A 25,832-nucleotide genomic window follows, 5' to 3' on the forward strand; every position below is an offset into this window, starting at 1 on the left:
GGTCTCATTCGTCACCGAGGGCGACAATTTTTGCTCGCGCGTTGTGATCCAGGGCGACGCATGCGGCAAACGTGATGTAACTTCGATCGACATGCCGACGCCGAATTGGCCGCTCCGGAGGAGTTGAACGGTGGATTCGACCCCATTCGGGCACTATCAGCTGCAGAAGCTGATCGGTCGGGGCGGGATGGGTGAGGTTTACCAGGCCTACGATTCCGACACCGATCGCGTCGTCGCGCTCAAGGTTCTGCCGCCGCACCTGGCCCAGGACCGGGCTTTCCAGGAGCGGTTCAGGCAGGAATCGCATGCCGCGGCCGGGGTCAACGATCCGCATGTGGTGCCGATCCACGGCTACGGCGAGATCGACGGCCGGCTCTACCTGGACATGCGGCTGATCGAGGGACGCAACCTCGGCGCCATGCTCGCCAACACCGGGAAGCCGATGGAGCCGGCTGCTGCGGTGAGCATGGTCGAGCAGGTCGGAATGGCGCTCGACGCCGCCCACCGGGTGGGGCTGGTCCATCGGGACGTCAAACCGTCGAACATCCTGATCGCTGACAACGACTTCGTCTATCTCATCGATTTCGGGTTGGCTCGCTGCGCCGACGACGTGGGGGTGACCACCGCGGGCAGCACGGTGGGCACGCTGGCGTACATGGCCCCGGAGCGGTTCGAAGGCGGGAAGGCCGATCCGCGCTCGGACATCTACGCACTGGCGTGCGTGCTCTACGAATGCCTCACTGGAGTGCGGCCCTATCCAGGGGACAGTCTTGAGCAGCAGATCGCCGGGCACATGGTGTCCCCGGCGCCGCGGGCGTCCGACAAGGATCCGCGCCTGGCGGCCTTCGACGAGGTGATCGCCAAGGGCATGGCCAAGAAGCCGTCCAAGCGCTATCAGACCGCTGGGGATCTGGCAGCTGCGGCGCGCGCCGCGTCGGCGGTGCCCGTGCGCCCGGGCGGGCGGTCGGGGCGCCATTCGGCACAGCGGGTTCCGACCCGGGCGCGGGTGTCCAAGAAGGTGGCTGTTATCGCCGGAGCGACCGTTCTGGTGGCGGCGCTGGGCGCGGTGGGGGTGTGGCAGCTGCGCGATGACGGTTCGGGCCGTGTTGCCAATGTGGCCGGTTCAGCCGGGTCCGGTCCGGTGCAGGTGCCGACGGGTGCGGTGGACGAGATCGCGCAGACGGTGCCGTCAGGGATCCGCGGCTCCGGGCGACTGGTGATCGGGGTGAATGTGCCCTACGCGCCCAACGAGTTCAAGAATTCCAGCGGCGAGATCGTCGGGTTCGACATCGATCTGATGAAGGCCGTCGCGCGCACGATGGGGTTGGTGCCCGACTTCCGCGAGACCGGTTTCGAGGGGATTCTGCCGTCGGTTCAGGACGGCAACTTCAACGTCGGGATGTCCTCGATCACCGACACCGCCGAGCGCGAGAAAGAGGCCGACTTCGTCACCTACTTCCAGGCGGGCACGCTGTGGGCGCGGCGGGCCGGATCGTCGGCCGATCCCGGATCCCCGTGCGGGCTGCGAGTAGGCGTGGCGTACAGCACGATTCAGGAGACTCAGGAGATCCCGGCCAAATCGGATGCCTGCGTGGCGGCCGGGCTGCCGCCCATCGAGAAAGTGGTGCGCACCCATCAGGACGAGGTGACGGCCGCGCTGATCGCCGGCGAGGTCGACGCGATGACCGCCGATTCACCCGTCGCGGGATTCGCAATCAAGCTCAGCGGCAGTGCGCTGGAGCCGGCCGGTGAGGTGTTCGACTCCGCGCCTTACGGCTGGCCCGTGGCCAAGGGGTCCGGTTTGGCCGAGTCGCTGCGGCTGGCGCTGGAGCACGTGATGAACACCGGGGAGTACCGCACGATCGCCACCATGTGGGGCGTGGAGAAGGGCATGATCACCCAGCCGGTGATCAATGGTGCCTTCCACTAAGGATTTTGGATCTCAGACCGCGTTGCGGCCGGCGATGGCCTTGGCCAGTTGCACCACCTGGCCGTCGGTCAGGTTGGTTCCGGTGATCCGCACATCGACGACGACGTTGTCGACGGCCAGGATCGCTCGGCGGCTGCCCTGCTGCGGGCTGGTCGGTGACTGCTCATTGGTGACGTCGATGTCGTCGACGACGCTCGGGTTGCCGAGCACGAAGGTACTGGGCCGGCGATTGCTGTCGTAGCTGATCGTAAGGTTGTCCCCGGCGCATTGCCGCCAGGTGTCCACCGTGCGGGCGACGAGTGTCTTTGCGGCCGTGGGGGTATCGAAGGCCGTGACGGCCTGATCGACCTCCAGGTCGTCGCCCTCGTCGGCGAACAGGGACTCGCGGAACTGCCGGAATCCGCTGTCGCGGTACACCTCGTCCATGGCATTGCCGATGACAGCCAGGCACACCGGCCGCGACGCGTGCTCGTCGGCGTCGAGCCTGGCGGGCTGACGTAGTGCGGTCTTGGAGCGCAGCCCTGTGGTGGCCAGGATCGTGTTGAGCTCGGATTCGCTGGCGAGCATGCTGCCGAGGACGTCGACATGTGGACTGCCGTCGTCGCCGGTTTGCTTGGTGCTGCACCCGCTGAGGGCGGCACCCGCCAGCGCGATAGCCGCGATGACGGGGACGACCACTCGTTGCACGTCCATCTGACCCCCTTGCCCGTGTTTGCTGATCGTAATCTGTCAGAGGGGCCGGGCGCAGCGTTCGAGGATGCGCTGAACATCCGCAATCACACGGGTCACAGCAGCACCAGGGGGAGTGCCCATATTCGATCCCGGGAAGCGGTATCGCGGGTGATGCCAGTTCCGGGCAAGGCGGACCCGTGCAGTTGACAATGCCTGTGGTGCAGCGTTGACTAGGGTTCTGGCCCGGATCCCGTCACTAGGCACAATCGATCCAAGCGCTAGCGGAGAGCAATCAGTTTTCCTGCGGTATCGCGAAATTCGGTTCAGTTCATTCACGTCGGTCTTGACGTGCTCGGAGTAGCCCGAGATGTCGGCCGCGAGCCGAAGCGAGGGCAGTCATTACGCACATCACCGAGCCGCGGGTAATCGGCAATCACGCAGACATGGGGCCGTCAAAGCCGAAAAGCGCTGACGATTCAGAAGTTTCAATCGCGGCCTTGACCGCCGGGGAAGTGCTTCGCGCCCAGATCATGTCGGGTTCATCTTGAGTGCTCCGTCCGTTCTGCACTTGCCGGCGGGCCCTACCGCGGTGCGCGCCTATCCCGACTCTCTCAGGGTTGGGATCCTCAGCACGTATCCGCCGACTCCTTGCGGTCTGGCGACGTTCAGCGCATCGCTCACGCGCGGTTTGTCCGCGACCGGTGCGGATGTGAGTGTCGTTCGAGTCTCTGATGGTTCGCCGTCCGGCGACGGTCGGGTGGTCGGCGAGTTGGTCAACGGATCCGAGGCATCGATGGCTGCCAGTTCGGATCTGCTCAATCACAACGACATTGCCGTCATCCAGCACGAGTACGGCCTCTACGGGGGATTGGACGGCGACGAGATTGTCGACATCATCGGTGACCTCGACATCCCGTCGATCGTCGTTGTGCACACCGTTCTCAAAGATCCGACGCCCCACCAGCGTTCACTACTCGAGGTAGTGGCGGCGCTGGCGGACCGGGTCGTCGTCATGTCCGAGGCGGCCCACCGGCGACTGTGTCTCGGCTTCCACGTTGACCGACACAAGGTCACCACGATCCCGCACGGTGCGATGGTCCCGGCACCCGCGCAGACCAAGCGCGGCGGCAGACCCACCCTGTTGACCTGGGGGTTGCTCGGGCCGGGAAAGGGTATCGAGCGGGTCATCGACTCAATGGGCGAGCTGCATCAGCTCAACGGCCGACCACGGTACCTGGTGGCCGGCCAGACCCATCCAAAGGTGCTGGCTGCCGATGGTGAGGAGTACCGCGACTTCTGTATCGAGAAGGCACGGTTGAGTGGCCTCGCCGACGCAGTGCACTTCGACTCCGGCTACCTCGATGCGCGGTCGCTGACTGCTCAGCTCCGGGCCGCGGCTGTGGTGGTACTGCCCTACGACTCGACCGAGCAGGTCACGTCCGGGGTGCTGGTCGACGCGATTGCCCATGGGCGGCCTGTTGTCGCTACCGCCTTTCCGCATGCCGTCGAGCTACTCGGGAGTGGGGCCGGCATTGCGGTCGAGCACGGGAATCCGGAGGCGCTCACCGCCGCCCTGCGCAGCGTGCTCACCCAACCGCGCCTCGCCGGCGCGATGGCCGCCGAGGCTCGTCGGCTGGCGCCCGCGATGTCGTGGTCCGTCGTCGCGAATTCGTACCAGTCGGTGGCACGGCAGATCCTGGCCAAGCGATCGGAACGCCAGTGACCGACCTGCCGATTCCGCGGTTCGACCACCTGCTGCGGATGACGGACGGCAGCGGCACCTTCGAACATGCCCGACTGGCTGAACCGAGAGCCGAAAACGGTTACTGCACGGACGATATGGCGCGCGTATTGATCGTCGCCACCCGCGCACCCGGCCCCGACAGTGACCTGAACCGTCTGGCGGGTGTGGCGATGCGCTTCCTCAACGAGGCGCAGACGCTCACCGGCGCCTGCCACAACCGTATGGACCGCACCGGCACGTGGGTCGACGAACCGGCGCTGGAGGACTCTTGGGGCCGCTGCCTGTGGGGCCTGGGCACCGCGGCTGCGCACAGTGATGTCGGCATGGTCCGCCAGATGGCGGTCATCCAGTTCAAGCGTGCCGCGCAGCAGCGGTCGATATGGCCACGGGCGATGGCGTTCGCTGTGCTGGGAGCGGCTGAGCTGCTCTCCGCCCAACCCGGGCACAGTGCCGCCCTCGCACTCATCACCGACTACGTCGCCGGTATCCCCGCGCCCACCGGTAACCCGGCCTGGCCCTGGCCCGAACCGCGACTCGCCTACGCCAATGCGGTTCTCGCCGAGGCCATGATTGCCGCGGGCGTCGCGATCGACGACTCGGCGCTGTACAACCGGGGCCTGGACCTGCTGGCATGGCTGGTCGAGCGCGAGACGGCCGACGATCACCTGTCGGTCACACCCGCCGGCGGCTGGGGTGCCGATGACCCGCGACCGGGATTCGACCAGCAGCCGATCGAGGTCGCTGCACTGGCGGATGCATGTGCCCGCGCCGCAGCTGTTGATCCGAGCGCCATCTGGCCGGAAACCGTGCGGGCCGCTGCCGCCTGGTTTCAGGGTGCCAACGACATCGGCGAGCTGATGTGGGATCCCGAGACCGGAGGCGGATTCGACGGGTTGCACGCCGATGGGGTGAACCGCAACCAGGGTGCCGAGTCGACGCTGGCGGCGCTCTCGACTTTTCTGCAGGCGCAACGCTTTTCTCATGTCACCCCATGACGTCGATCCGGCCGGTAGCCCTCACGCGCAGTCCGCAGTGGTTGAGAGCTGACCATTCACGGGTGATCACGCAGCTGTTCGTACCGGGTCAGGAGGGTTTCGAGCATCAGGAATCCCGGGCGGGCAAGGTCCTCACCCGGATCCTGGATCTGGACGAGACCCAGGTGCTGTCGGCGCTGGACGACGTCCTTCTCGGATACGGTGATCGCCACCGCGGCCTCATCGACACGTTCCGGCGTCACGCCGCCGAACTGGCCGACCGGCTCGCTTCCGGTTCGAAACTGTCCGAGTCTCGAATGTTGTTGCTCGGCGCGGTGTTCACCAACGAATACGCGATCGAGGGTGCCGCATTGTGCAACCCCAGTATCGTCGTGCACCCGGACCAATCCGGAACCGCCACAGGCAGTGTGAGATTCGTGATGAGTGTGCGGGGGATCGGGGAGGGGCACCGGTCTTCGATCGGGTTCCGGACCGGCACCGTGGACGATGACGGCGGCGTCGTGGTCGACGACCCGGTACCGTTCGCCTCCGCCGGTGCGACCGTGCCGACACTCCTCGATGCGGATGTGTTCCGCAGCGAGCTGGCCTGGCTGCACGATGGCGGCGAGGCGTCCGACTATGTGCTCGATGCGCTCGGCGATCGGTTCACCCGTGCCGACCTGGATGAGCGGCTGGAGCAGTTGCAGCGACATCGCAGCACCCGCAGGCATGCACCGGCGACGATCGCGTCGATCCGAGCGATCGCGGACCGCGCGTACGGGGTCGAGTTCTCCGGCGATACCGCACTCTCCGAACGCGTGCTGTGGCCCGCTACCAGTGCTGAAGCCGCCGGAGTGGAGGACGCGCGGTTCGTGCGGTTCGTCGACGACGACGGTGCGGTCAGGTACTACGCGAGCTACACGGCGTACAGCGGCTCGCAGATCAGCCAACAGCTTCTTGCGACCACTGATTTCCGGTCGTTCACTTCTGTGCCGATGGTCGGACGGGCCGCCGCGAACAAGGGACTTGCCCTGTTTCCGCGCCGGATCGGCGGACGATTCGCGGCCATGTCGCGATCCGACCGGGAATCGAACACCATCGCCTATTCGGACCACCCGGCGGTGTGGACGAGCTCGTTGCCGTGCCAGCGGCCGACACAGGCCTGGGAGGCGCTCCAGCTGGGAAACTGCGGTCCACCCATCGAGACCGAGGATGGGTGGCTGGTGCTCACTCACGGCGTCGGCCCGATGCGCACCTACCGGATCGGGGCCCTTCTGCTCGACCTCGACGATCCAACCCGGATTCTCGGTCGGCTGACCGAACCGCTGCTGAGTGCGGCGGACGACGAACGCGACGGTTACGTGCCCAATGTCGTGTACTCCTGTGGCGCGCTCGTGCACGCCGGCACCTTGGTGCTGCCGTTCGGGGTCGGTGACTCCGCCATCCGCATCGCCACCGTTCCCCTGCCCGAACTGCTGGGCGCATTGCGCGCATAGCGCAGCATGGGCACCGGTCACGGGTGCTCGACCTGGTGTGGTGGCAGGGATCGGTATCACCCCTTAGGCTGAAAGTACTTTCATCCAGGTGGCCCGGACTATGCCGCCGTACACAGACGGACCGGGAATTCTGACAATCAGGGATATTGCGGCGTACGCGAAGTTGAGCCGTGCGGACATCGACGCGATCGGTGCCGAGTTCGACGCCATCCGCAGCGACATCGAAGAGTCGCTGGGGGCAAGGGACGCCGCCTACATTCGGCGCACCATCGTGTTCCAGCGGGCGCTCGAGGTGGTCGCACGGCTGCTGATCGCAGGCACCCGGTCGAAGACCGGCCTGTTGGCTGGGACGGCTGCGCTGGCCTACGCGAAATCCGTCGAGAACATGGAAATCGGGCATAACGTCGGCCACGGTCAGTGGGACTGGATGAACGATCCCGAGATTCACTCCGCCACCTGGGAGTGGGACATGGTGGGCCCGTCTGCGCAGTGGCGTTACTCGCACAACTACCACCATCACGTGTTCAGCAACGTGCTGGGCGTGGACGACGACCTCGGCTTCGGCATCCTGCGGATGAGCCGTGACCAGCAATGGGAACCTCAGCACCTGGTGCAACCACTGCGAAATGTGTTGTTGGCCATGATCTTCGAGTGGGGAATCGCGCTACACGACTTCTACTCGGCCCGGGACCGGGCGGACACCGAGGACGGGAAGAACGCCGCGCGAGCACTGTTGCGCGCCAAGATCGGGCGCCAGCTCACCAAGGACTACATCATTCTGCCGGCGCTGAGCCTGCGGCGCTGGAAGCGGACGCTCGTCGCGAATCTGGGTGCGAACGTGCTGCGCAATCTGTGGGCGTACCTGGTGATCTTCTGCGGTCATTTCCCCGACGGCGCGGAGAGGTTCGGCCCGGAAACGTTGCAGGAGGAGAGCCGCGGCGAGTGGTACCTGCGACAAATGCTGGGTGCGGCGAACTTCAAAGCCGGTCCGGTGCTGGCATTTTCAAGTGGAAACCTGTGCTATCAGATCGAGCACCACTTGTTCCCGGATCTGCCGAGCAACCGAATGGCAGAGGTGAGCGTGCGGGTGCGCGACGTGTGCGACAAGTACAACTTGCCCTACACCAGCGGTTCTCTGGCCCGCCAGTATCTGCAGACGCTGCGGACGATCTTCAAACTCGCACTGCCCAATGCGGGGTGGCGATCACTGTTTCGAGCTGCGCCACCCGTCTGACCGGGATCCCGAAAAGGAACTTCACTTCTGCAGTCCCTGTGCCGTTGGTGGTCGAACAGGGAGAAGCTGTCGATCATCGGGTGGCGCGCCCTGTACCCCCAGTACACGCCGTTGTGGGAGCCGTGTCAACGTGGCCGGATGACCGATTGTAATCCATTGTGGTGCAGTGTGTTTCGATGTCGTCTGACCGTGCCCGTCAGACGAGCTCGGTGCCATCCGGCGATGGGGTAGAGACACCGCAGGCCGCGGCGAATTGCACCGGGTTGAGGCCGTCGGCCGAGTTCATGTCGCAGCTGCCGAACGGCGGTGCGCCCTGCGGCAATCCCGGGCTGAAACCGCGCCCGTCGGTGTATTGGTGGGCGACCTTGCCGGGATAGTCGGGATTGCTGCCGTACGCCGCGATGATGAGCCTGATGCCGCTGGGTTTGGTGGGCCACATGTTGTTCAGGTCGCCCACGTTGCCATAGCCGATGATGCGGGCACGGTTGCCGGTGTACCCGGCCAGGTTCCAGTACATCCGGTTGATCCAATCCGACCCGTCACCGCGCGGGTTGCCGCCCTGTTCGACGTCGAGCATGAGCGCGACGCGGGGGTGCAGCCCGCCGTTCGCCTCGATCATCGAGCGCACGGTGTCGGCGTTGGCCTGCCAGTTGGGCCGGCAGTAGGTGTAGACGATGCCGAACACGAGCCGCCCGGAATCCAACGCGCTGCGCATCCAGGCGTAGTTGGCCGCGAAATTGTGGTCGCGGTAGGTGCCGTCGCTGACCCGGATCGACAGCACCTGGTACGGGTACGTGTCGTCGACCGGGCGTTGCCACTCGGAGACGTCGGCGAACAGGGTGTCGGTGATGACGGCGGCGCTGCGCACGATCCACCGGGAACGCAGGGTCTTCGGGACCCTTTGATTCACCACATCGCTCGTCATGTCGTCGTCCTCGCACTTCTGTGACCAGCGTAGGCCGGTCAGAGTGCGTTGCGGCCGGCAATGATCTTGGCCAGCTGGACCGTCTGCTGGTCGTTGATGGTGTAGCCGCTGATCCGCAGGTCGACGACGAAGGCGTCGACAGCCAGGATCGCGCGGTGGGTCATGCGGTCGGTGACATCCGTCGGGTCGTCGTGGGTGATGTTGACACCGTCGAGCACGGTCGGGACGGCCATCCGGCGGGCGTCCCGCGTCTCGCCGCCGTCGTAGCTGAACGTCAGGGTGTCGTCGCCGCAGCGGCGCCAGATGTCGACGGTGCGGGCCACCATGGCCTCGGCGGCCTTGGGGGTGTCGAACCTGGTGATGGCCTGGTCGACTTCCACATCGTCGGCGTCGTCGGCGAGCTGGGTCTCGCGGAACTCTTTGTAGCCGCTGTCGCCGTAGACCCACTCCATCCCGTTGCCGATGACGACGATGCACTCCGGACGGGAGAGCGGCTCGTAGTTGGCGTTGGTCATCGGGCTGCGCAGCGCGGTCTTGGGCCGGACCTTGGCGTTCATCACGGTGTTGATCTCGGATTCGCTCGCCATCATGCTGCCCAGGACGTCGACGTGAGTGCCGTCGGAGCCGGGGACGGTCGGGGTGCAGGCGGCGAGTAGGACCGCGCACAGCGTGACGCCGGCCGCCTTGAGATCGATGCCCATCAGGTCCCCCCTTGGATCTGTTTGCTGATCCTAATCGCGAACCCGGAATGCGCCAGACGGCAATTTGGTGGCCAGTGGGTGACAACTGGCTCGTTCCTTTGCACCGGCCAGCAGGTCTCCCTTGCCGTCGTTTTCTACGCCACGGCTGCTCGTCTGCGTAGTCAACGACCCGTGGGTGGAAATCGGTGAGCTGCTCTGTCGGATGTTCGCGCCCGTTTCTACGCCCGCGTCGTGATGGTCGAGTTGCCACGACCCGGGGGTAGAAAACGGCGCAGCCCGCAGCCCGCAGCCCGCAGCCCGCAGCTCGCACGCGCGCCGGCGAGCCTGCTCGTTCCCCCGATCGGGGGACACGGGATTCGTCCGGTGGAGGGGCCGGTCGGTCGATACAGCCGCGGATCAGATCGGCGCATTCTTATTTCAACGCCGGAACACACCGGACAAAAACACCAAAAGCCTTATCCGACAAAGGAGTCGACATGAGCACCATCACCCGCCGCATCGCCGCCGGTTTCGCCCTCGCCGCCGCCCCCGCGTTGATCGCCCTGGGCGCCGCCACCGCTCACGCCGACGCTTCCGTCGCCAACACCGGCCCGTCGGTCAGCTCGCACAAGGCTTTCCCGAACCAGCACAACATGCCGCAGCCCGGGTCCTCGATTCATCACCACCACCAGAACAACCACGCCAAGTAGGCCAGGGGAGGCGGGGCCCGGACGCAGCCAGCGTCCGGGCTTCCGGCTGTGCGGCCTTCCGCCCAGGAACGAGTAGCGCACTACTCTATTGCCGCCGGGCAGTTCGGTGTGAGCATCGCAATGCAGGAACCGAACATGCCGTGGAGGGCCACGGTACAGCCCAGTAGGAGTGCCTGAAATGACCGAGAAATCCGATACTCACCAGGCCGTCGACCCTGTCCAGAAGGAAGCCGACCGGTTGCGCAAGAAGTTCAGCTCCTCCGAGGAAACGACGTTCACAGTGCAACGTGCCACCCTCGGAGACGGTGACATCGAGTCGGTGGCAGTGACTTTCACTGTGCCGAGCTCAGCTCTCCTCGACAAGATGGTGGTCACCACCGGCGCGGCCCGATCACAACGCCGACACAAAGATCCGTTCTGGGCCGACAACGACGACGGCACCGACGCTTTCAACGACGGTGGTCCTGAACACGGCGGTGATCTTCCGCATTAGCTCGGCAGCGCAATCGATTTGACCAGCGGTCGCATGGTGGCAGCGAGGGGTTGCCGCCATGCACTCCGTTCACGATCCGTTCGAGGAGAACTCGATGACTGATACCGAGCTGACTTTGGCGAGTCTGATCCATCCGTTCAGCCCCGAAGACTTCAAACGTCGGCACTGGGAGCAGTCGCCTCTGGTGATCAAACGTGAGGAGCCCGGTTACTACCACGATTTGATGACGCTCGCGGGTTTCGACGACCTCCTTGCGTTGCCGCTGAGATCTCCACGTCTGCGCATTCTGCGCAAAGGCGACGAAGTGTCGGTGGGGAGCCCGGGGTACGTCGAGGACACCTATGGGCAGTTTCAACAGGGATGCACCATTGCGCTGCAGTTCCTGCAGGAGCGGGTATCTTCACTGGCCCGTCTCTGCCGGGCATTGGCGGCTGAGCTTTCCGCTACTTTCCAGGTCAATGCCTACCTGACCCCGCCGGACGAACAAGGGCTCGACACCCACTACGACACTCACGACGTGTTCGTCCTTCAGATCGCCGGCGTCAAGCATTGGCGTCTGTTCAACGAAGCCGTGAGGTTGCCCTTGCCGGGGCAGGAGATGCGACCCGTCAGCGCGACGCAGAGCGATCTGATCGCCGAGGTCGACTTGTACCCGGGAGATGCCATCTACATCCCGCGGGGCTTCGGCCACGACGCGGTGTCGGTCGGTTCGACATCGCTGCATCTGACCGTGGGCGTCCGGCCGATCACATGGGCGTTCGTGTTGCTCGCGGCCATGGAGGAGGCCATCGAGCGGGACCCGCAACTGCGGGAATCGCTTCCGGTGGGCTTCGCCTGTGGCGGCGAAGCGCGGGTGGACGCCGAGCGTCGACTGGCTGGCCTGATCGAGACCTTCGGCCCGCACGTCGATGTCCCGCACATGATCGAGAACGCCGCTGCGGTGATAGCCCGTCGAACCGGGGCGTCATTGGACAGGCACCTGGTCGATCTGACCGCGACGCCTGACCTGCGGCTCGACACCCGCGTGCGGCGCCGGCCGACTCCGTCTACCTTCGCAGTCGCCGGCGGGAAGGCTGAGCTGACCTTCCACGGCAAGACGCTGCGGATGCCGGAATTCGTCTCTGAAGACCTGGAATTCATCCGCGGCACCGGTGCCTTCACCCCGCAGGACCTACCGGGGAATCTGGACGATCCGGGCCGCCTGGTTCTGGTCAAACGTCTTGTCCGGGAAGGGCTCCTGACGATCGATGCCTGACGGTCGCGGCCGGAGAATCGCATGCTCCAGCATCACGGCGTCGGTATCCGCAGCAACAGGTGGCAACGGCTCGTAGGGTGGAGGCATGGTGGGGTTACCCCCGGGGCCTCCGTTGCCCCCTTTGGTGCAGGCGTTGTTGATGTTGCGTTACTGGCCGCGATTCGTTTCGGCCTGCCGGCGCCGCTACGGCGACGTATTCACATTGCGGGTCGCGGCGATGGGCACGATGGTGTATCTGGCAGACCCCACTGACATCAAGGTGGTGTTCGCCGGAGATCCGACGATCTTTCATGCCGGAGAAGCAAATTCGGTGCTGAGTTCACTACTCGGTGACAGCTCGGTGCTGGTGATCGATGAGGATGAACACCACGAACGCCGGCGGCAGATGCTCCCGCCGTTTCACCGCGACGCGGTGGTCCGCCAGACCGAGATCATGACGGAGATCGCCGCCGCGAACATCGCGGGCTGGCCGGTGGGCACTTCCTTCCCGGTAGCCCCGAAGATGGCCGAGATCACCCTTGAGGTCATCCTGCGGACCGTGATCGGGGCGTCGGATCCGGCCCGGCTGGCCGCGTTGCGGTCGGTCATGCCACGGCTGCTCAGTGTCGGCCCTTGGGAGACGCTGGCGCTGGCCAGCCCGGGCCTGCGGCAGCGGCGCCCGTGGCGGGCCTTGCAGCGCAACGTCGAGGAGGCCGACCGGCTGCTGTACGCCGAGATCGCTGACCGGCGGGCTGACCCAGAGGTCGCGACCCGCACCGATGTGCTGGCCATGCTGGTGCGATCCGCCGGCGAGGGCGGGCACACCATGACCGACCGTGAGCTGCGCGATCAGTTGATGACCCTGCTGGCCGCCGGGCATGAGACGACCGCGACGGCACTGTCGTGGGCGCTGGAACGGTTGACCCGTCATCCCGCGGTGCTGGACAAGGCGGTGCGGGCCGCGCGCGACGGCGATGACGAGTACCTCGACGCGGTGGCCAAGGAAACCCTGCGGATCCGGCCGGTGGTGTTCGACGTGGGCCGGGTGCTCAAGCAGCCGGTCGAGTTGGCGGGCTACCGACTGCCGACCGGGGTGATGGTGGCGCCCGGCATCGGCCTGGTGCACGAACGTGACGACGTGTATCCCGACGCCGACCGGTTCGACCCGGACCGGATGCTCGGCGTGGCGCTCGGCCCCACCACCTGGTTCCCGTTCGGTGGTGGCAACCGTCGCTGCCTGGGCGCGACGTTCGCGATGGTCGAACTGCGGGTCGTGCTGCGCGAAATCCTGCGCCGGGTGGACCTTTTCACCACCACAGCTGCCGGCGAGCAGCAGCGCGTGAAGCACGTGACGTTGGTCCCGCACCGCGGGGCGCGGATCTGTGTGCGGGCGGTTCGGGAGCCGTTCGAGGTTGAGGGCAATCGGGCGGAGTCGGCCCGCCGCTAGTCGATCCGGTAGTCGGGCAGGTCGAGGTCGTCGCGCACGCTGCCGGTGAACAGGCCCGCCACCGGGCGGCTCAGGTTCATCGCCCGCAGCGCCACGTTGCGGAACCACAACCCGAACCTTGTTCTGGTGGCGAAGAAGCCGAGCATCCGTTCGGCCCCAGCCTGCTTTCTCTCGATGAACGGCCGCAGCAGCGACTGATAGTTCTCGAAGGCGCGGCGGTGGTCGCCGTCGGCGCGGGCGAGTTCCCCGGCCAAGGCGTAGGCCTCGGTGATAGCCAGCCCGGTGCCCTCGCCGCCGAGCAGCGAGATGCAGCCTGCCGCGTCACCGATCAGCAGCACCCGGTCATCTGACCAGCGCTCCATCCGGATCTGGCTGACCACGTCGAAGAAGAGGTCGTCGAAGCCGTCCACCGCGGCCAGGATCTGTCTGCATTCCCAGCCCGCATCGTCGAACTGCTTGTGTAACTGCTCTTTTGGCGTCATGCCGTGGTCATCGTGCTCGTCACGGAACACGAACAGGAACATGGTGCGGTCGCCGCGCAACGTGAACTGCCCGACCTGCCGGCCCGGAACGCTGTACGTGAGATAGGCATCCGAAGTCCCGCCGCGATACCCGTCGACCACGCAGGCGGCGACCTTGCAGCCCAGGTAGTGCTCGAACCGCTCCTCGGGCCCGAAGACCAGGCTACGCACGTTGGAGTGCAGGCCGTCGGCGCCGATGACGAGGTCGAAGTCGTCGGCCGGGCCGTTCTCGAACGTCACCCGCACCCCGCCGGGGCGTTGATCGATGCCGGTGATGCTGTCGCCGAACACGGTCGGCACGCGGCCCTCGATCGTGCGGTAGATCGCCGCAGCCAGATCACCGCGCGGCAGGCTGGTGAAGTCATTGCCGATGATGCGCCGGAACACGTCGACGCGGAGTGCCGCGCGCGTCGTGCCATCGGGTCCGACCGAGTGCACCGATTGCACGTCGTAGCCCGCCTCGCGGATCGCCGACTCGATGCCCATCTGCCGGGCCGTCCGGTAGCCGATGCCCCAGAAGTCGATCATGTAGCCGCCGGTGCGGAACGCCGGCGCCCGCTCGATCAGTGTGGGGATGTGGCCGGTGCGGTGCAGCCAATGTGCCAGCGCCGCCCCGGCAACCCCGGCCCCACTGATGGCGATTCGCATAGCGATTCGATGCTACGTGAGCGGCGGTTTCGGGCATGCCGCGCCTTTACGTCGAAAGGCCCGGACGTTGAGTACGTCCGGGCCCCTCCTACCCCCTGGCTTATCTGGCGAGCCGCGTTGGCGAAGTCTCAGCGCCTCTTGTGGTGTAGGACTTCCTCGGTCGAGTGCGCGTCGACTGCCTTGTCCCGCTTGGCCGCGCGTTTCTCCTTGAGCGACTTGCCCGATTTCTTGGTCATGCTCTGGCGTGGCGACTTGTCAGCCATGGTTGGCCCCTTTGACTCGGGGGCCTGTGCGGTCCCGATGGCTCGACCCTACGCGCGGTCCACCGCAACCGCAACGATGTATGCCTACACTGTTGACAGTGCTTATCGGAGCGCGTTGACTTGAGTACTGATCGAGCTTGCGACAAGGGTGCGATCTGGCGGTCGTGCGCGAAACCAACCGGGCCCGTGGAGAAGTGTTCGGGCTGCTGTCAAGATGTAGACGTTCCGTTGTGGGCATGCGATGTAATCTGGCGCTCCCCAGTCAGGTGGAGGAGTCGTCACGATGGTCAAACAGGCGACCGCGGCACGGCGTGGTGTGGAGGGGCAGATAAACCGTTCGGTGATCCTGCAGGCTGCCCTTCGTCTTGTGGACCGCGACGGTGTCGACGGCCTGTCCATGCGCCGGCTCAGTGAGGAGGTCGGCCGGGATCCTGCCGTGCTCTACCGGCATGTGCCCAACAAGGCCGCTTTGCTCGATGGTGTCACCGAGATGGTGATCGGCCAGTTGCGCGTCGACACCGCCGATCCCGATTGGGTCGGCCAGCTCCGTACGGTGGCGCGTGATTTTCGGCAGTTGGCTCTGGCGCACCCAAATGTGGTGCCGCTGATGGTAACTCGTCCGCTCGCCACCCCGTTGGGGCAGCGTCCGCCGGGAATGCTGCGGCCGCTGGAGGACGTCCTGACGCTGCTGACGGCGGCCGGATTCTCCGGGACCGATGCCCTGCATATCTACCGAATGCTCTTCGGCTACCTGCACGGCCACATCCTCACCGAGTTGCAGGAGGTCGTCGAACGGCCAGAGGAGCCCGACGATGTGCTGCGGCTGGGTCTGCACCGACTGTCCATCACCGAGTTCCCACAGGTACGCGCACTGGCTTCCGCGCTGGGTTCCTACGACGGCGCAGCCGAACTCGACCGCGGGCTCGACGTGCTGTTCACCGGGTTGGAGACCACCATGGGCTCACACCCCAGCTGAGGACTGTCCGGGGTCGGGGTGGTCCTCACGCAAGAGTGCTACGGCGTCAGGGTCACCGTGACCCCGCCCGAGAACATCGAGTCATGCAGTTCGATGCGTGCCGGCACCCACGCCAGGCGAACAGGAGAACGTACAAACCGCCACCGACAAGTACGCGCCATGCGTCACGCGATCTGCGGCTGATTGTCAGGCAGGCGTGCCAAGCTGGGGCTATGGCTGCGAATCGTTCCCCGCACCGTGCCGACCTCGTGCTCTCCGGGGGCGGGGTCAAGGGCATTGGCCTGGTGGGCGCCGTCGTCGCGCTCAAGGACGCGGGATACGCGATCGAGCGGATCTCGGGCACCTCGGCCGGCTCACTGGTCGGCGCGGTGGTGGCCGCGGCGGTGCATAGTAACGAGTTGACCAGTGACCAACTGCGCGAGTTGGCGCTGAGCGTGCCGTACCGCAAGTTTCGCGACAGTGGGCCGATCGAGCGCATCCCGGTGCTGGGCACGGCGTGGGGCCTGCTGTGCGAGACCGGTATCTATCGCGGTGACTTCGCGTACGACTGGATCCGCAGCGAGCTGAAGAATCTGGGCGTCAAGACCTTTGGCGATCTGGCCATCGACGACAAGAACCTACTGCCCGAGCGGCGCTACCGGCTGACGGTCACGGTGACCGACGTGACCACCGGGCAACTCGTGCGCCTGCCGTGGGACTACCGGCGAGTCTACGGACTGGACCCCGACGAGCAACTCGTCGCCGACGCGGTGCGGGCCTCGATGGCGATACCGTTCCTGTTCCACCCGGTGACGCTGAAAACCGCTGACGGGCAGGCGTGCACGCTCGTGGATGGCGGGGTGTTGTCGAACTTCCCGATCGACACCTTCGACCGTCCCGACGGCGCCGAGCCGCGCTGGCCGACGTTCGGGGTGACGGTGGTGCCGTACCTGCCCGCGCCGACGGCCGAGCAACTCATCCCCGGGTTGGGCATGTTGCGCTTCGGCCGCCCGACCTTTCTGGAAAGCCTGATCACCACCATGCTGGTCGGCCACGACCAGGCCTACCTCAGCCAGCCGTGGGTGAAGGTGCGTGCGATCCAGGTGGATTCGACCGACGTCGGGGTGCTCGACTTCGACATCACCCTCAATGAGGCCGAAGCCCTGTACGAGAAGGGCTACGCGGCGACGACGGAGTTCCTGTCCACCTGGGACTGGCCGGCCTACCTGGACCGCTTCCGCCGGGCCCATCGGGTGAATCGGCGCTGACCGAGGAGTTCGGCTATGACGGTCCGCTACTGTGCGCCCGGCCGGATCAATCTGATCGGCGAGCACACCGACTACAACTCCGGGTTCGCGCTGCCGATTGCATTGCCGCAGCGGACCTTTGTGGGTTTCGATCCGGACTCGTCGGGTGTGCTGTCGGTGTCGAGTGTGTTCGGTGACGCGCGGATCGGCCTGGACACCGCGCCGGGAGGAGTGACAGGCTGGGCGGCGTACGTCGCCGGGGTGGTATGGGCCCTGCGGCGTGCCGGGATCGAAGTGCCGGGCGGGACCATGACGATCACCAGCGACGTCGAGATCGGTTCGGGGTTGTCGTCATCGGCCGCGCTGGAATGCGGGGTGCTCGGTGCCCTGCTCACCGCGGCCGGTGTCGATCTCGATCGCGTCGCGCAGGCTCGGGTCGCCCAGCGGGCCGAGAACGAGTACGTCGGCGCGCCAACGGGACTGCTCGATCAGCTGGCGTCGTTGTTCGGCGCGCCGGGGGAGGCGATGCTGATCGACTTCCGCGACGTCACCGTGCAGCCGGTGCGCTTCGACCCCGAGGCCTCCAGGGTGGCCCTGCTGTTGATCGACTCGCGGGCCCGGCACGCGCACGCCGGTGGCGAGTATGCGGCGCGGCGGGCATCCTGCGAGCGGGCTGCCGCCGATCTCGGGGTGGCCTCGCTGCGTGAGGTGTCTGGCACGTCAGCGGTCGGGGCGGTGAAGGATCCGGTCGATGCCCGGCGCGCACGTCATGTGTTGACCGAGAACCAGCGGGTACTCGATTGCGTTGCCGCGATGGAATTTTCGGACTTCGCCGCGGTTGGTGAGCTGTGGACCGCATCGCACGTCTCGATGCGCGACGACTTCGAGATCACCACCCCGAACCTCGACCTGATCGCGGAAACTGCGGTTCGGGCGGGCGCGATCGGGGCCCGGATGACCGGTGGCGGGTTCGGCGGCTGTGTCATCGCGCTGGTACCGGATGCGCGGGTGGATGCCGTCGGTGACGCGGTGGTCCAGGCGGTGCGCGATGCCGGATATCCGGAGCCGGCCATCACCAGGACACATGCGGGCGCCGGTGCGGGGCCGGTTACCGCAGCTTGACCAGCCGCGTCGTCGAACTCTCATCCAACTCGACCACATCGGAACGTGATCGCAGGAAATCACTGAACGACTTGAAGCCCAACGACTTCTCATTGAAGGACGGGTCCATCCGCTTCATCTGCGCTTTGACCGCGGAGTTGTGTAGCCACTCGGCATCGTCCTTCTCCAGGCCGATCTGCAGGGCGCGGGTGAGCAGCGCGGTGGCCTCTGCCTGCGGATCGGGTTCTTCCTGCTTGCGGGTTCGCTTCTGCGGTTTGGGTTCGGGCTCGGTACTGAGAGAAGGGACGCCAGGCAGCGAGTCGTAGACGACGAACTCGTCGCACGCGGCGGCCAGCACCCGGCTGGAGGACCCGGCCACCCCGATGCCGACGACGTAGCGCCCCAGCCGTTTACAGCGTTGGGCCAGGGGAATGTAGTCGGAGTCGCCGGCCACGATCACCACATGGGTGAGGTCGGGGAGCCGGAACATGTCCTCGACCGCGTCGACGGCCAGCCGGATGTCGGCGCCGTTCTTGCCATATGCGGCGGCGGGGAACAGCTGCACCAGGTCCACGGCACGGCCGACCAGCTGCTCGCGGTATCCGGCGTTGAGGTCGGCCGACCAGTCCGCGTATGCGCGGGTGAGCACCAGCGTGCCGAAGGACGAGGCGAAGTCGAGGATGGCACCGAGGTCGACGGTGGCCTTGGTGAGCTTGTCGGTCTCCAGGCCTTTGGCCTTGTCCTTTTGAAAAGAGTTGCGGCCGTTGACCTGGTCGTAACGGGAGATGACGATGTTGTCGAAGTCGAGGTAGACCGCGACGCGGGTGTCGAGTTCGGTCACATCAGTCCTCTGATTCGGATCGCCCGATGAGGTTTCGAGCGCCGGTGGGGCCGAGCAGTTCCCGGAATGCCTGCACCGTGTAGCCGATGACGGTGGCGTCCGTCTTGGCGCGTGCGGTGGCCGACCGGGGCAGGCTGAACAGCGGCCCCATCTCGCCGAAGTAGTCGCCGGGACCGACGATTTTGATGACTTCCTCACCACCGCTGGCCAATTCGCGAGCGAGCTCGATGTCGCCGTCGGTGATGATGTAGATCAGATCGCCCATCTCGCCCTGCGCGAACAGCACCTCGCCGGCTTCGATGGTCACGGTTTCGGGGCCTTGATGCTCGACGGCAACGTGCGGGACGAGCTCCACCACCTGGTCGGCGAGCGGGAGGATGCGGGTGTCGTGGGTGGCGACGACAACGACGTGCTCACCGCTGGCGAGCTCACGGATGAGCCGGAGTACCTCCTCGACCTGGATGAAATCAAGGTGTGCAGTCGGCTCATCAGCCAGGATCAGCGGCGGATCGAGGGCGATCGCGCGGGCCACCGCGACGCGCTGTTGTTGTCCGCCGCTGAGATCGCCGGGGCGGTGGTGCAGTCGGTCCTCAAGGTTGACGCGGGTCAGCAGTTCCGTGGCGCGTTCGCGGGCTGCGTGCCTCGTTCTGCCGGCGGCGCGCAGCGGCACCATCACGTTTTCCAGCGCGGTCAGGCTGGGTACGAGGTTGAAGGCCTGGAACACGATGCCGACAGTGTCGCGCCGGTAGTCCGACAGCTCCTTCTTGTTCAGGGTGGTCACATCGACATCGCCGAACTCGATGCGGCCCGCGGTCGGTTTGAGGATCCCGCCCAGGCAGGACAGGAGGGTGGTCTTCCCACAGCCGCTGGGGCCCAGCAGGATTGTCAGTGATCCGGCTGGAACCTCGAGGTCGAGTCCGTCGATCGGGCGCAGCGCGTAGCCGCCGCTGGAGTACTCCACGACGAGGTCTTTGACGAGTAGGTCGGCCATGTCAGGGTCCTCGGAATGCCAGGGCAGGGTCGACGGTGACGGCGCGGCGCAGCCCGGCCACGCTGGCCAGCAGGCCGATCACGACGGCGACGATGGGCAGCGCGATGAACGCCAGGGTGGGGACGTCGCAGCGCATCGGGAACGGCGGCCCGAGCACGAGTGACAGCCCCGCGCCCAGCAGGGCGGCGAGCAGGGCGACGGCGACGGCCTGCATCGCCAATCCGGCCATGATGGATCGGGTGGCCACGCCGACGGCCTTGAACACCGCGAAGTCGCGGGTGCGTTCCAGGGCGGACAGGTAGATCACCGAGCCGACGATCAGCGCCGCGACCGCCCACAGCAGGCCGGCCATCAAGCTCATCGCCTGGTTGGCGCCGCGCAGTGGGCGGACCATGTCGTCGATGGCGCCGGCCCGGTCGACGATGCGGAATTCTGGCGGTGCCGCGCCCGGGTTGCCGACGATGCCGACCGACGAGATCAGCTTCTGCCCGGAGAACAGCAGTTGTTGGGCGCCAGGCACCGTCAGGTAGATGTTGTCCTGGGCGGCCAGGGCGGTGAGGTCGTCGACCAGCCCGACGACGCGCAGTTTGGACGCGCCGACGTCGATATCGGCGCCGATCGGGCGGTCCATCGTCGTCGAGACCGCGACCTCGTCGGGGGCGTGGGGCGCCCGGCCGTCCTTCAATGCCGGAGTGCCGGGGCCCTGGTCCGGGACTCCGAACACGTTCACATTGCGCGGGGTGCCGCCGGCCGGGATGGTCGACGAGCCGTACACCAGTGGGACGGCTGTGACGACACCCGGAAGCTTGGCCGCCAGCTGAACTGAAGTGGGCGGCAACGGCGCCGAGCCGAGGAACGGGCCGGCTGCACCCGACTTGATCATGAATGCGTCCAGGCCCAGGGCGTCGACACTGCGTTCGGCCTCGACGCGGAAGCCATGGGCCAGGCCCGTCAACACCAACGTCATGGCAAAAACCAACGCGGTGCCGACCGCGGCGATCATGAATCGCCGTCGCCGCCACTGCAGATCGCGTAACGCCGCGATCAACACGTCGGTGCCCCGCTCATCGTGTGTGACGTTACCGAGGTGGGTGTGGCGGGTGGCGGTTATTGGGGCATTTGGTGAGGGGTGTGGGTGGCCAGTCGCGATCGTCATGGCAGCTGCGACGGATCGGCCGGGCCGGTTCGGGCGGTATGCGCGGCTGGGACATCGTCAAGATTCTTGACGATCTCTCCCGGCTGACTTTGACCACACAAATCCTCGCTCGGTCGCCGCCGGCGGTGACCGGTCTTGTGGCTGCCGCTCTGGCGACGAGCCCGGTGGCGGTGGCGTCGTCGTCGTGGACCATGCCGAATCTGATCGGGATGGATCTGCAGGGCGCACAGGTGCCAGTCGCTGACGGGCGCTCAGGTGTGGTTCAGCAGCTCGATCGATCTCACCGGCAAGGGCCGGGCCCAGATCAGCGACCGCAACTGGCAGGTGTGCAGTTCGACGCCGCCGGGGGCCAAGTTCTCGGCGGTGACCGACATCGACTTCGGCGTGGTGCGCATCAGCACGGAGAAGTGTCCGTGACGCTGTTACTCATGGGGCTCGAGGCCGTCGCTTCGAGCCCCATGATTCTCTGAGTCGGTAGTAGGCCGGCCCGCTTTAATCTGGTTGACGACGGAACCGGGGGGGACCAGATGTTGCGAGCGATCGTGTGTACGTCCGTGCTGTTGGCATTCGGTGTATCGGTGACGGCGTGCCGCACTCAGGCTGCCCCACCCGTTCAATCGCCCGCCGGCACTGCGCCAGTGCATCCGGATCAATCGAAGGTCTTCTTTCCGGGGACGGTGCAGACCTACGGGCTCGACCTCACACCGACCGACCAGGACCACCTGGCCGAGTTGTACGCGGTTCGTCAGATCGATCCGTGCGGCTTCGTCGACCGGAAAGCCCTGGAAGACAACGGCCACAAGGACTTCAGCTATACCTACACCGCCGCGCACGCGATCGCGGTGGAGGGCGTGTCCCCGGTGTTCCCGATCGGCGGAGACGGCTGCACGATCGCCTTCCCGTCGATGACGGTGGGCCTCGAACTCTCGGTCGCAGCGGGTGAGCGTCGGGGCAATGACATGCAATTCGGCCCCGACCCTGCGCACCCGGGTGTCATGCAGCGGACGTCGATGTGCACGTTCCGCGCCCCGATTCCACTGACGGGGTTGGAAGGCGCGCCCGCGTCGATGCGCGATCCCGTGCTCGAGGTGACTCCGATCAACATCGCCGATGGACGGGTGGAATTCGACGACTTCGCGCTGTGTGAACTCGGTGGCGTGATCGCGGGTGGCGTCGCGGCACACGTCGAAACGAACGGGGTGCCGGTGCATTCCGACAAGTCCTCAAGTGCTACGCGGTTTCTCACTGCCGATCCGTGTGCCGCTGCGGCGGACGTTCACGCGGTGAGCTTCAAGTGGTGGGAACCCAATCCAGAGGCGCAGTGGCCGACCACCTGGCGGCATCCCAGTGTCTGTGAGCTGCAACGGGAAAAGGCCGCTGACGGCCCCGCGGCCCGGTCGGCCATCGTCAAGTACGGGCTCGCCGTCTGGTCCGACGATGTTGTCCAGTCTCCGTCAGGCAATGTTCCTGTCCGCAGCGAGCAGGACGGTGTGCAACTGCTCGACTTCAGTTCTGCCGACTCACCCAGCTGTTCCGTCATCGCCAAGACCGATGTCACCATCGAACCGACCGACGTCCAAACCGGTGCACCCGACCTGGCGCCACCAATTCCCGTGGTCTCGGTCTGGCTGAACGCGCCCGCGGGGGAGAACTGCGGTGACAGCGCCAAGCGGGTGGCACTCGCGGCTGTCCAGCGTGCCAGCTGAGCGTTGTTTACCGCCTGCATTCGTCGAGCAGCTGCGTATCCGCGTCGACCAGTCGATGAACGATGTTGAGGTAACTCATTTGTCGGATGCCGATCTCGCCGTTGGACATTCCGGGTGTGCGGGCCTGCTTGACGATGTCGACCGCCTCAGCCGACAGGTCACTGATCTGTTGCAGATGCCGGCCGAGCGCCGGGTCGTCGACCCGATCGGCATTACGGCCCAATTGAGCTGACCACGCTCGGTACTCGGACAGGTCTGGACCGCCGGGGGCGATCCGGCCGGGGTCGAGAAGATCCTGGTGGTCACTGATGTAGCCCACCACTGTCCGCGCGGTGCGGCAGTCGCGGCCGGAAACGTGGCTGAGCCAAGCGGTTGCGAGTCCGGCTGCGACAACCAACACGAGGACCAGACCGACTCGAAGCCAGCGCTGACGGGCCGTCGGTACCGCAGGCGCCACGGCCTGAGCGACCGCGGCGGCGACCTCTGGATCGGCGTCGGCCGCGGCACGCAACCGTGCCAGATGTGGCTCGCGGCGACGCCGGGCCCATTCCGGCCACACCTGGAGGACGACCAACACCACGGCGAGACCCAGATAGGTCAGCCCCAGCCGCGGCCGGTCCGCGACGAATTCGAGGACCGGAAGCAGAACCGCGAACAATCCGATGAGCACCCAGCTGAGACGGCGACGCGCCGGGGTGACACGGTTCCGATATGCGTGGGCGAGGTCGGTGGCCCGCACGGTCGCAGTCAGGACGGCCCGGTCAGTGGGTATCGGTTCGCCGCGTACCGCACGGGCGACAGCGGTGCGTTGCGGCGCGGTGAGCCCGTTCAGCACGGTGGCGTAGGTGTTGACGACGGGCTGGGTGAGCAGGGTGATCGGGATGCCGGCCAGCAGCCCGAACACGGCCAGGCCGGACACCATGACCCAGGCCGGCCATGGTGTCCACCAAAGGTATTGCGGCTGCAGTACTGCCCAGCAGAACAGCAAGGACCACACCGTCATCCACGCCGACGTGACGAGCCAACGAGCCCACCACGGGGCGATGTTGTACCAAACCCACAACGGACGACGTCCTTTCGACGGATGGCGCTGCGTTCAGCAGACTTCCTGCGATTGTGACATCGCTCGTCGAGGGCTGGTTGCGCCAAATTTCCGTTACCAGGTCAGTTGAACGCGGTGCTACCGGACACGGCGTGGGTCTTGCTGATGAGCTTGGCGTAACAGTGGTTGGAGTCGAAGCCGTGGGAGCTGCACCAGGCCAACGCCCCGCTCGCGTCGGGATAGGTGATCGGCGCGATGGTGACCCAGAAGTTGGGCGCATCGAACGTCGACCAGTCACCCGACCACAGCAGCTTGGCGTCGTACTCCTGGCGCAGGCGCAGATGTTCCTCCAGCGTCAATGCGTTGTTCCATACGACACCCTCGTCGACGACTCCTGGCCGCTTGGAACTCAATTGCGGCACCCATCGATCGGAGCCCTGCGTGCTGACGACGGTGTGGTCTTCCAGTGAGATCTGCCGTAGCTGCGCGGAACTCGACACTTCGGGGTTGCGGGCTGCCGTCGGTGTGTAGGACGGCGTCGTCGGCGCCGGCACCGTCTTGTATACGGTCGGCCCGGCGACGGTCACGCTCGGCGGCGGCGCGAGCGCTGATGTCTGTGCCGGTGACGAGTTGACCGTCGGCGCAGAGTTTTTCGACACCAGCAGACCGATGACGAGTCCCACGGCGCCGAGCAGAAGTGCAGACACCAGCCCGACGACCGCCAACGGCACCAGCGGTTGCCGCGAAGGCGTGCCGGCATCCGGGGTTCCGGATGCCATGTGCGCGAAGACCGGTGGTGCCGTGAACACTGGCGGTGAAAGATACGGCGCCATCATGGTTTCGGCGCTGGCCGCGATCGCCTCGTCCGTCGTGTGCAACGCGCGTTGCGCGGCGCGACCCAATGCGCCGGCGCTGCCGTAACGGTCGTCGGGTTCTTTGGCCATGCCGCGCGCGATGACGGTGTCCAGGGATGTGGGGATCCCCGCGTGGGCCGTACTAGGCCGTGGTGGCGGGCTGGAGAGGTGCGCCGCGATCAGCTGTTCGTGGCTGTGGGTGGGAAAAGGTGCATCGGCGGTCAGCGCCTCGTAGAGCACGCAGGCCAGCGAGTAGGTGTCGGCGGCGGGCGAGCACGGCCCGTCGCCGAACCGTTCCGGGGCCATGTAGCTGAACGAGCCGATCCGCATGTCTGCCTGCGTGATCCGCGAATCGCCTTGGGCCTGAGCGATTCCGAAGTCCAGCAGGTAAGCGAAGTCCGTGGGGGTGACGATGATGTTCTGGGGCTTGACGTCTCGATGGATCAGTCCTTGAGCGTGCGCGGCGTCCAGCGCGGCGGCGATCTGCTCGATGATCGCTACCGCGCGGCGCGGTTCGAGAGGACCTGTGTTGATGAGGTCGTGCAGGGTCTGTCCGCGGACCAGGCGCATGTCGATGTAGAGGTTCCCATCGATCTCGCCCCAGTCGTGAATCGGCACGACGTGGGGCTCCTCCAAACCTGCCGCGGCCTGCGACTCGCGTAGGAACCGGGTCCGGAACAGCTCATCATGCGCAAACTCCGCGCGCAGGATCTTCAGGGCGACGGTCCGGCCCTTGTCGACGTCGACGGCCTCGTACACCTCGCCCATGCCGCCTCGGCCGAGCAGCGCGGTCAGCTCGTACTTGCCGAAACGACCACCCACGCGCGGGTTGTTCTCGACCATCCTGTGCCTCCTCGACTGGCGAACAGGCGAACGTAGCGTGGGGTGCCGACAAGTTTATTCTCGGTTGCCGATTCCGTAGTGGGAATTGACGCGTAATTGCTGCCGGCACGCCTGACCTTCGGGCT

The 25,832-nt window shown here is 66.1% G+C and carries 24 protein-coding genes; 14 read left to right on the plus strand and 10 right to left on the minus strand.

Features of this window, described 5'->3' with window-relative positions; all coding sequences use genetic code 11:
- The first annotated feature begins 130 nt into the window (after nt 1–130).
- Nucleotides 131–1,930 carry a serine/threonine protein kinase StpK7 gene (gene stpK7 / locus EYZ64_RS06505; protein WP_135452736.1) on the plus strand — a complete coding sequence of 600 codons (1,800 nt, stop codon included), beginning with the start codon at nt 131–133 and terminating at the stop codon, nt 1,928–1,930.
- Nucleotides 1,931–1,942: 12 nt separating this feature from the next.
- Here the strand turns inward: stpK7 and EYZ64_RS06510 are convergent, their stop codons facing one another.
- Entirely contained in the window at nt 1,943–2,623 is a 681-nt protein-coding gene (locus EYZ64_RS06510) for a sensor domain-containing protein (protein ID WP_135452737.1), read from the minus strand.
- Nucleotides 2,624–3,191: 568 nt separating this feature from the next.
- On the opposite strand from EYZ64_RS06510, the gene EYZ64_RS06515 reads away from it, so the two are divergent.
- The 4 genes from EYZ64_RS06515 (at nt 3,192) to EYZ64_RS06530 (ending at nt 8,050) form a co-directional block, all read left to right on the plus strand.
- A complete protein-coding gene (locus EYZ64_RS06515; protein WP_135459850.1) occupies nt 3,192–4,325 on the plus strand; it encodes a glycosyltransferase in 1,134 nt (377 codons plus the stop codon).
- Nucleotides 4,326–4,363: 38 nt separating this feature from the next.
- Nucleotides 4,364–5,341, plus strand: coding sequence for a glycosyltransferase (locus EYZ64_RS06520; RefSeq protein ID WP_135459851.1), 978 nt, complete (start codon nt 4,364–4,366; stop codon nt 5,339–5,341).
- A complete protein-coding gene (locus EYZ64_RS06525) occupies nt 5,338–6,816 on the plus strand; it encodes a glycoside hydrolase family 130 protein (RefSeq protein WP_135452738.1) in 1,479 nt (492 codons plus the stop codon). Before EYZ64_RS06520 ends, EYZ64_RS06525 begins: the two co-directional genes overlap by 4 nt.
- Before the next feature lie 130 nt (nt 6,817–6,946).
- Entirely contained in the window at nt 6,947–8,050 is a 1,104-nt protein-coding gene (locus EYZ64_RS06530; protein ID WP_135459852.1) for a fatty acid desaturase family protein, read from the plus strand.
- Between the two features lie 196 nt (nt 8,051–8,246).
- Here the strand turns inward: EYZ64_RS06530 and EYZ64_RS06535 are convergent, their stop codons facing one another.
- Together EYZ64_RS06535 and EYZ64_RS06540 are read right to left on the minus strand one after the other, a co-directional pair.
- Nucleotides 8,247–8,975 (minus strand): glycoside hydrolase family 25 domain-containing protein, encoded by a 729-nt coding sequence (locus EYZ64_RS06535; RefSeq protein WP_286174660.1) that lies wholly within the window; start codon nt 8,973–8,975, stop codon nt 8,247–8,249.
- A gap of 38 nt (nt 8,976–9,013) precedes the next feature.
- Complete coding sequence (locus tag EYZ64_RS06540) at nt 9,014–9,676, minus strand: sensor domain-containing protein (protein ID WP_135452739.1); 663 nt, start codon at nt 9,674–9,676, stop codon at nt 9,014–9,016.
- Between the two features lie 476 nt (nt 9,677–10,152).
- Here EYZ64_RS06540 and EYZ64_RS06545 point away from each other — a divergent pair, with 476 nt between their 5' ends.
- From EYZ64_RS06545 to EYZ64_RS06560, 4 genes are all read left to right on the plus strand, one after another.
- Nucleotides 10,153–10,365: a hypothetical protein gene (locus tag EYZ64_RS06545; protein ID WP_135452740.1), complete on the plus strand. Its 213-nt coding sequence runs from the start codon at nt 10,153–10,155 to the stop codon at nt 10,363–10,365.
- Between the two features lie 178 nt (nt 10,366–10,543).
- A complete protein-coding gene (locus EYZ64_RS06550; protein ID WP_135452741.1) occupies nt 10,544–10,858 on the plus strand; it encodes a hypothetical protein in 315 nt (104 codons plus the stop codon).
- A gap of 94 nt (nt 10,859–10,952) precedes the next feature.
- Nucleotides 10,953–12,113, plus strand: coding sequence for a cupin domain-containing protein (locus EYZ64_RS06555; protein WP_167857733.1), 1,161 nt, complete (start codon nt 10,953–10,955; stop codon nt 12,111–12,113).
- An 85-nt stretch (nt 12,114–12,198) separates the two neighbouring features.
- Entirely contained in the window at nt 12,199–13,539 is a 1,341-nt protein-coding gene (locus EYZ64_RS06560; RefSeq protein WP_135452743.1) for a cytochrome P450, read from the plus strand.
- Here the strand turns inward: EYZ64_RS06560 and EYZ64_RS06565 are convergent.
- Both EYZ64_RS06565 and EYZ64_RS32335 read right to left on the minus strand, forming a co-directional pair.
- Nucleotides 13,536–14,708, minus strand: coding sequence for an FAD-binding domain (locus EYZ64_RS06565; protein WP_135452744.1), 1,173 nt, complete (start codon nt 14,706–14,708; stop codon nt 13,536–13,538). The genes EYZ64_RS06560 and EYZ64_RS06565 overlap by 4 nt on opposite strands.
- A gap of 128 nt (nt 14,709–14,836) precedes the next feature.
- A complete protein-coding gene (locus EYZ64_RS32335) occupies nt 14,837–14,971 on the minus strand; it encodes a hypothetical protein (protein WP_268952471.1) in 135 nt (44 codons plus the stop codon).
- Nucleotides 14,972–15,254: 283 nt separating this feature from the next.
- Here EYZ64_RS32335 and EYZ64_RS06570 point away from each other — a divergent pair, with 283 nt between their 5' ends.
- From EYZ64_RS06570 to EYZ64_RS06585, 3 genes are all read left to right on the plus strand, one after another.
- Nucleotides 15,255–15,947, plus strand: coding sequence for a TetR/AcrR family transcriptional regulator C-terminal domain-containing protein (locus EYZ64_RS06570; protein ID WP_135452745.1), 693 nt, complete (start codon nt 15,255–15,257; stop codon nt 15,945–15,947).
- A gap of 212 nt (nt 15,948–16,159) precedes the next feature.
- Nucleotides 16,160–17,194, plus strand: a complete 1,035-nt coding sequence (locus tag EYZ64_RS06580) for a patatin-like phospholipase family protein (protein ID WP_135452746.1) — start codon at nt 16,160–16,162, stop codon at nt 17,192–17,194.
- Nucleotides 17,195–17,209: 15 nt separating this feature from the next.
- Complete coding sequence (locus tag EYZ64_RS06585; protein ID WP_135452747.1) at nt 17,210–18,295, plus strand: galactokinase; 1,086 nt, start codon at nt 17,210–17,212, stop codon at nt 18,293–18,295.
- Here EYZ64_RS06585 and EYZ64_RS06590 read toward each other — a convergent pair.
- The 3 genes from EYZ64_RS06590 to EYZ64_RS06600 are packed head-to-tail and all read right to left on the minus strand — an operon-like array spanning nt 18,282 to nt 21,157.
- Entirely contained in the window at nt 18,282–19,115 is an 834-nt protein-coding gene (locus EYZ64_RS06590) for an NYN domain-containing protein (RefSeq protein ID WP_135452748.1), read from the minus strand. The genes EYZ64_RS06585 and EYZ64_RS06590 overlap by 14 nt on opposite strands.
- Nucleotide 19,116: 1 nt before the next feature.
- Nucleotides 19,117–20,106, minus strand: a complete 990-nt coding sequence (locus tag EYZ64_RS06595; protein WP_135452749.1) for an ABC transporter ATP-binding protein — start codon at nt 20,104–20,106, stop codon at nt 19,117–19,119.
- Nucleotide 20,107: 1 nt separating this feature from the next.
- Nucleotides 20,108–21,157 (minus strand): ABC transporter permease, encoded by a 1,050-nt coding sequence (locus tag EYZ64_RS06600; protein WP_135459854.1) that lies wholly within the window; start codon nt 21,155–21,157, stop codon nt 20,108–20,110.
- A 360-nt stretch (nt 21,158–21,517) separates the two neighbouring features.
- On the opposite strand from EYZ64_RS06600, the gene EYZ64_RS06605 reads away from it, so the two are divergent.
- Together EYZ64_RS06605 and EYZ64_RS06610 are read left to right on the plus strand one after the other, a co-directional pair.
- The gene (locus EYZ64_RS06605; protein WP_286174661.1) at nt 21,518–21,679 is read left to right on the plus strand and encodes a hypothetical protein; all 162 of its coding nucleotides are present in this window, start codon (nt 21,518–21,520) and stop codon (nt 21,677–21,679) included.
- 221 nt (nt 21,680–21,900) lie between these two features.
- Nucleotides 21,901–22,968 (plus strand): hypothetical protein, encoded by a 1,068-nt coding sequence (locus EYZ64_RS06610; RefSeq protein WP_286174662.1) that lies wholly within the window; start codon nt 21,901–21,903, stop codon nt 22,966–22,968.
- Nucleotides 22,969–22,975: 7 nt separating this feature from the next.
- Here the strand turns inward: EYZ64_RS06610 and EYZ64_RS06615 are convergent, their stop codons facing one another.
- On the minus strand, nt 22,976–24,031 hold the full coding sequence (locus EYZ64_RS06615; RefSeq protein ID WP_135452750.1) for a hypothetical protein: 1,056 nt from the start codon (nt 24,029–24,031) through the stop codon (nt 22,976–22,978).
- 101 nt (nt 24,032–24,132) lie between these two features.
- Nucleotides 24,133–25,707 carry a serine/threonine protein kinase gene (locus EYZ64_RS06620; RefSeq protein ID WP_135452751.1) on the minus strand — a complete coding sequence of 525 codons (1,575 nt, stop codon included), beginning with the start codon at nt 25,705–25,707 and terminating at the stop codon, nt 24,133–24,135.
- Between the last annotated feature and the right edge of the window lie 125 nt (nt 25,708–25,832).

The sequence above is a fragment of the Mycobacterium sp. DL99 genome (assembly GCF_004762045.1).
Lineage (GTDB): Bacteria > Actinomycetota > Actinomycetes > Mycobacteriales > Mycobacteriaceae > Mycobacterium.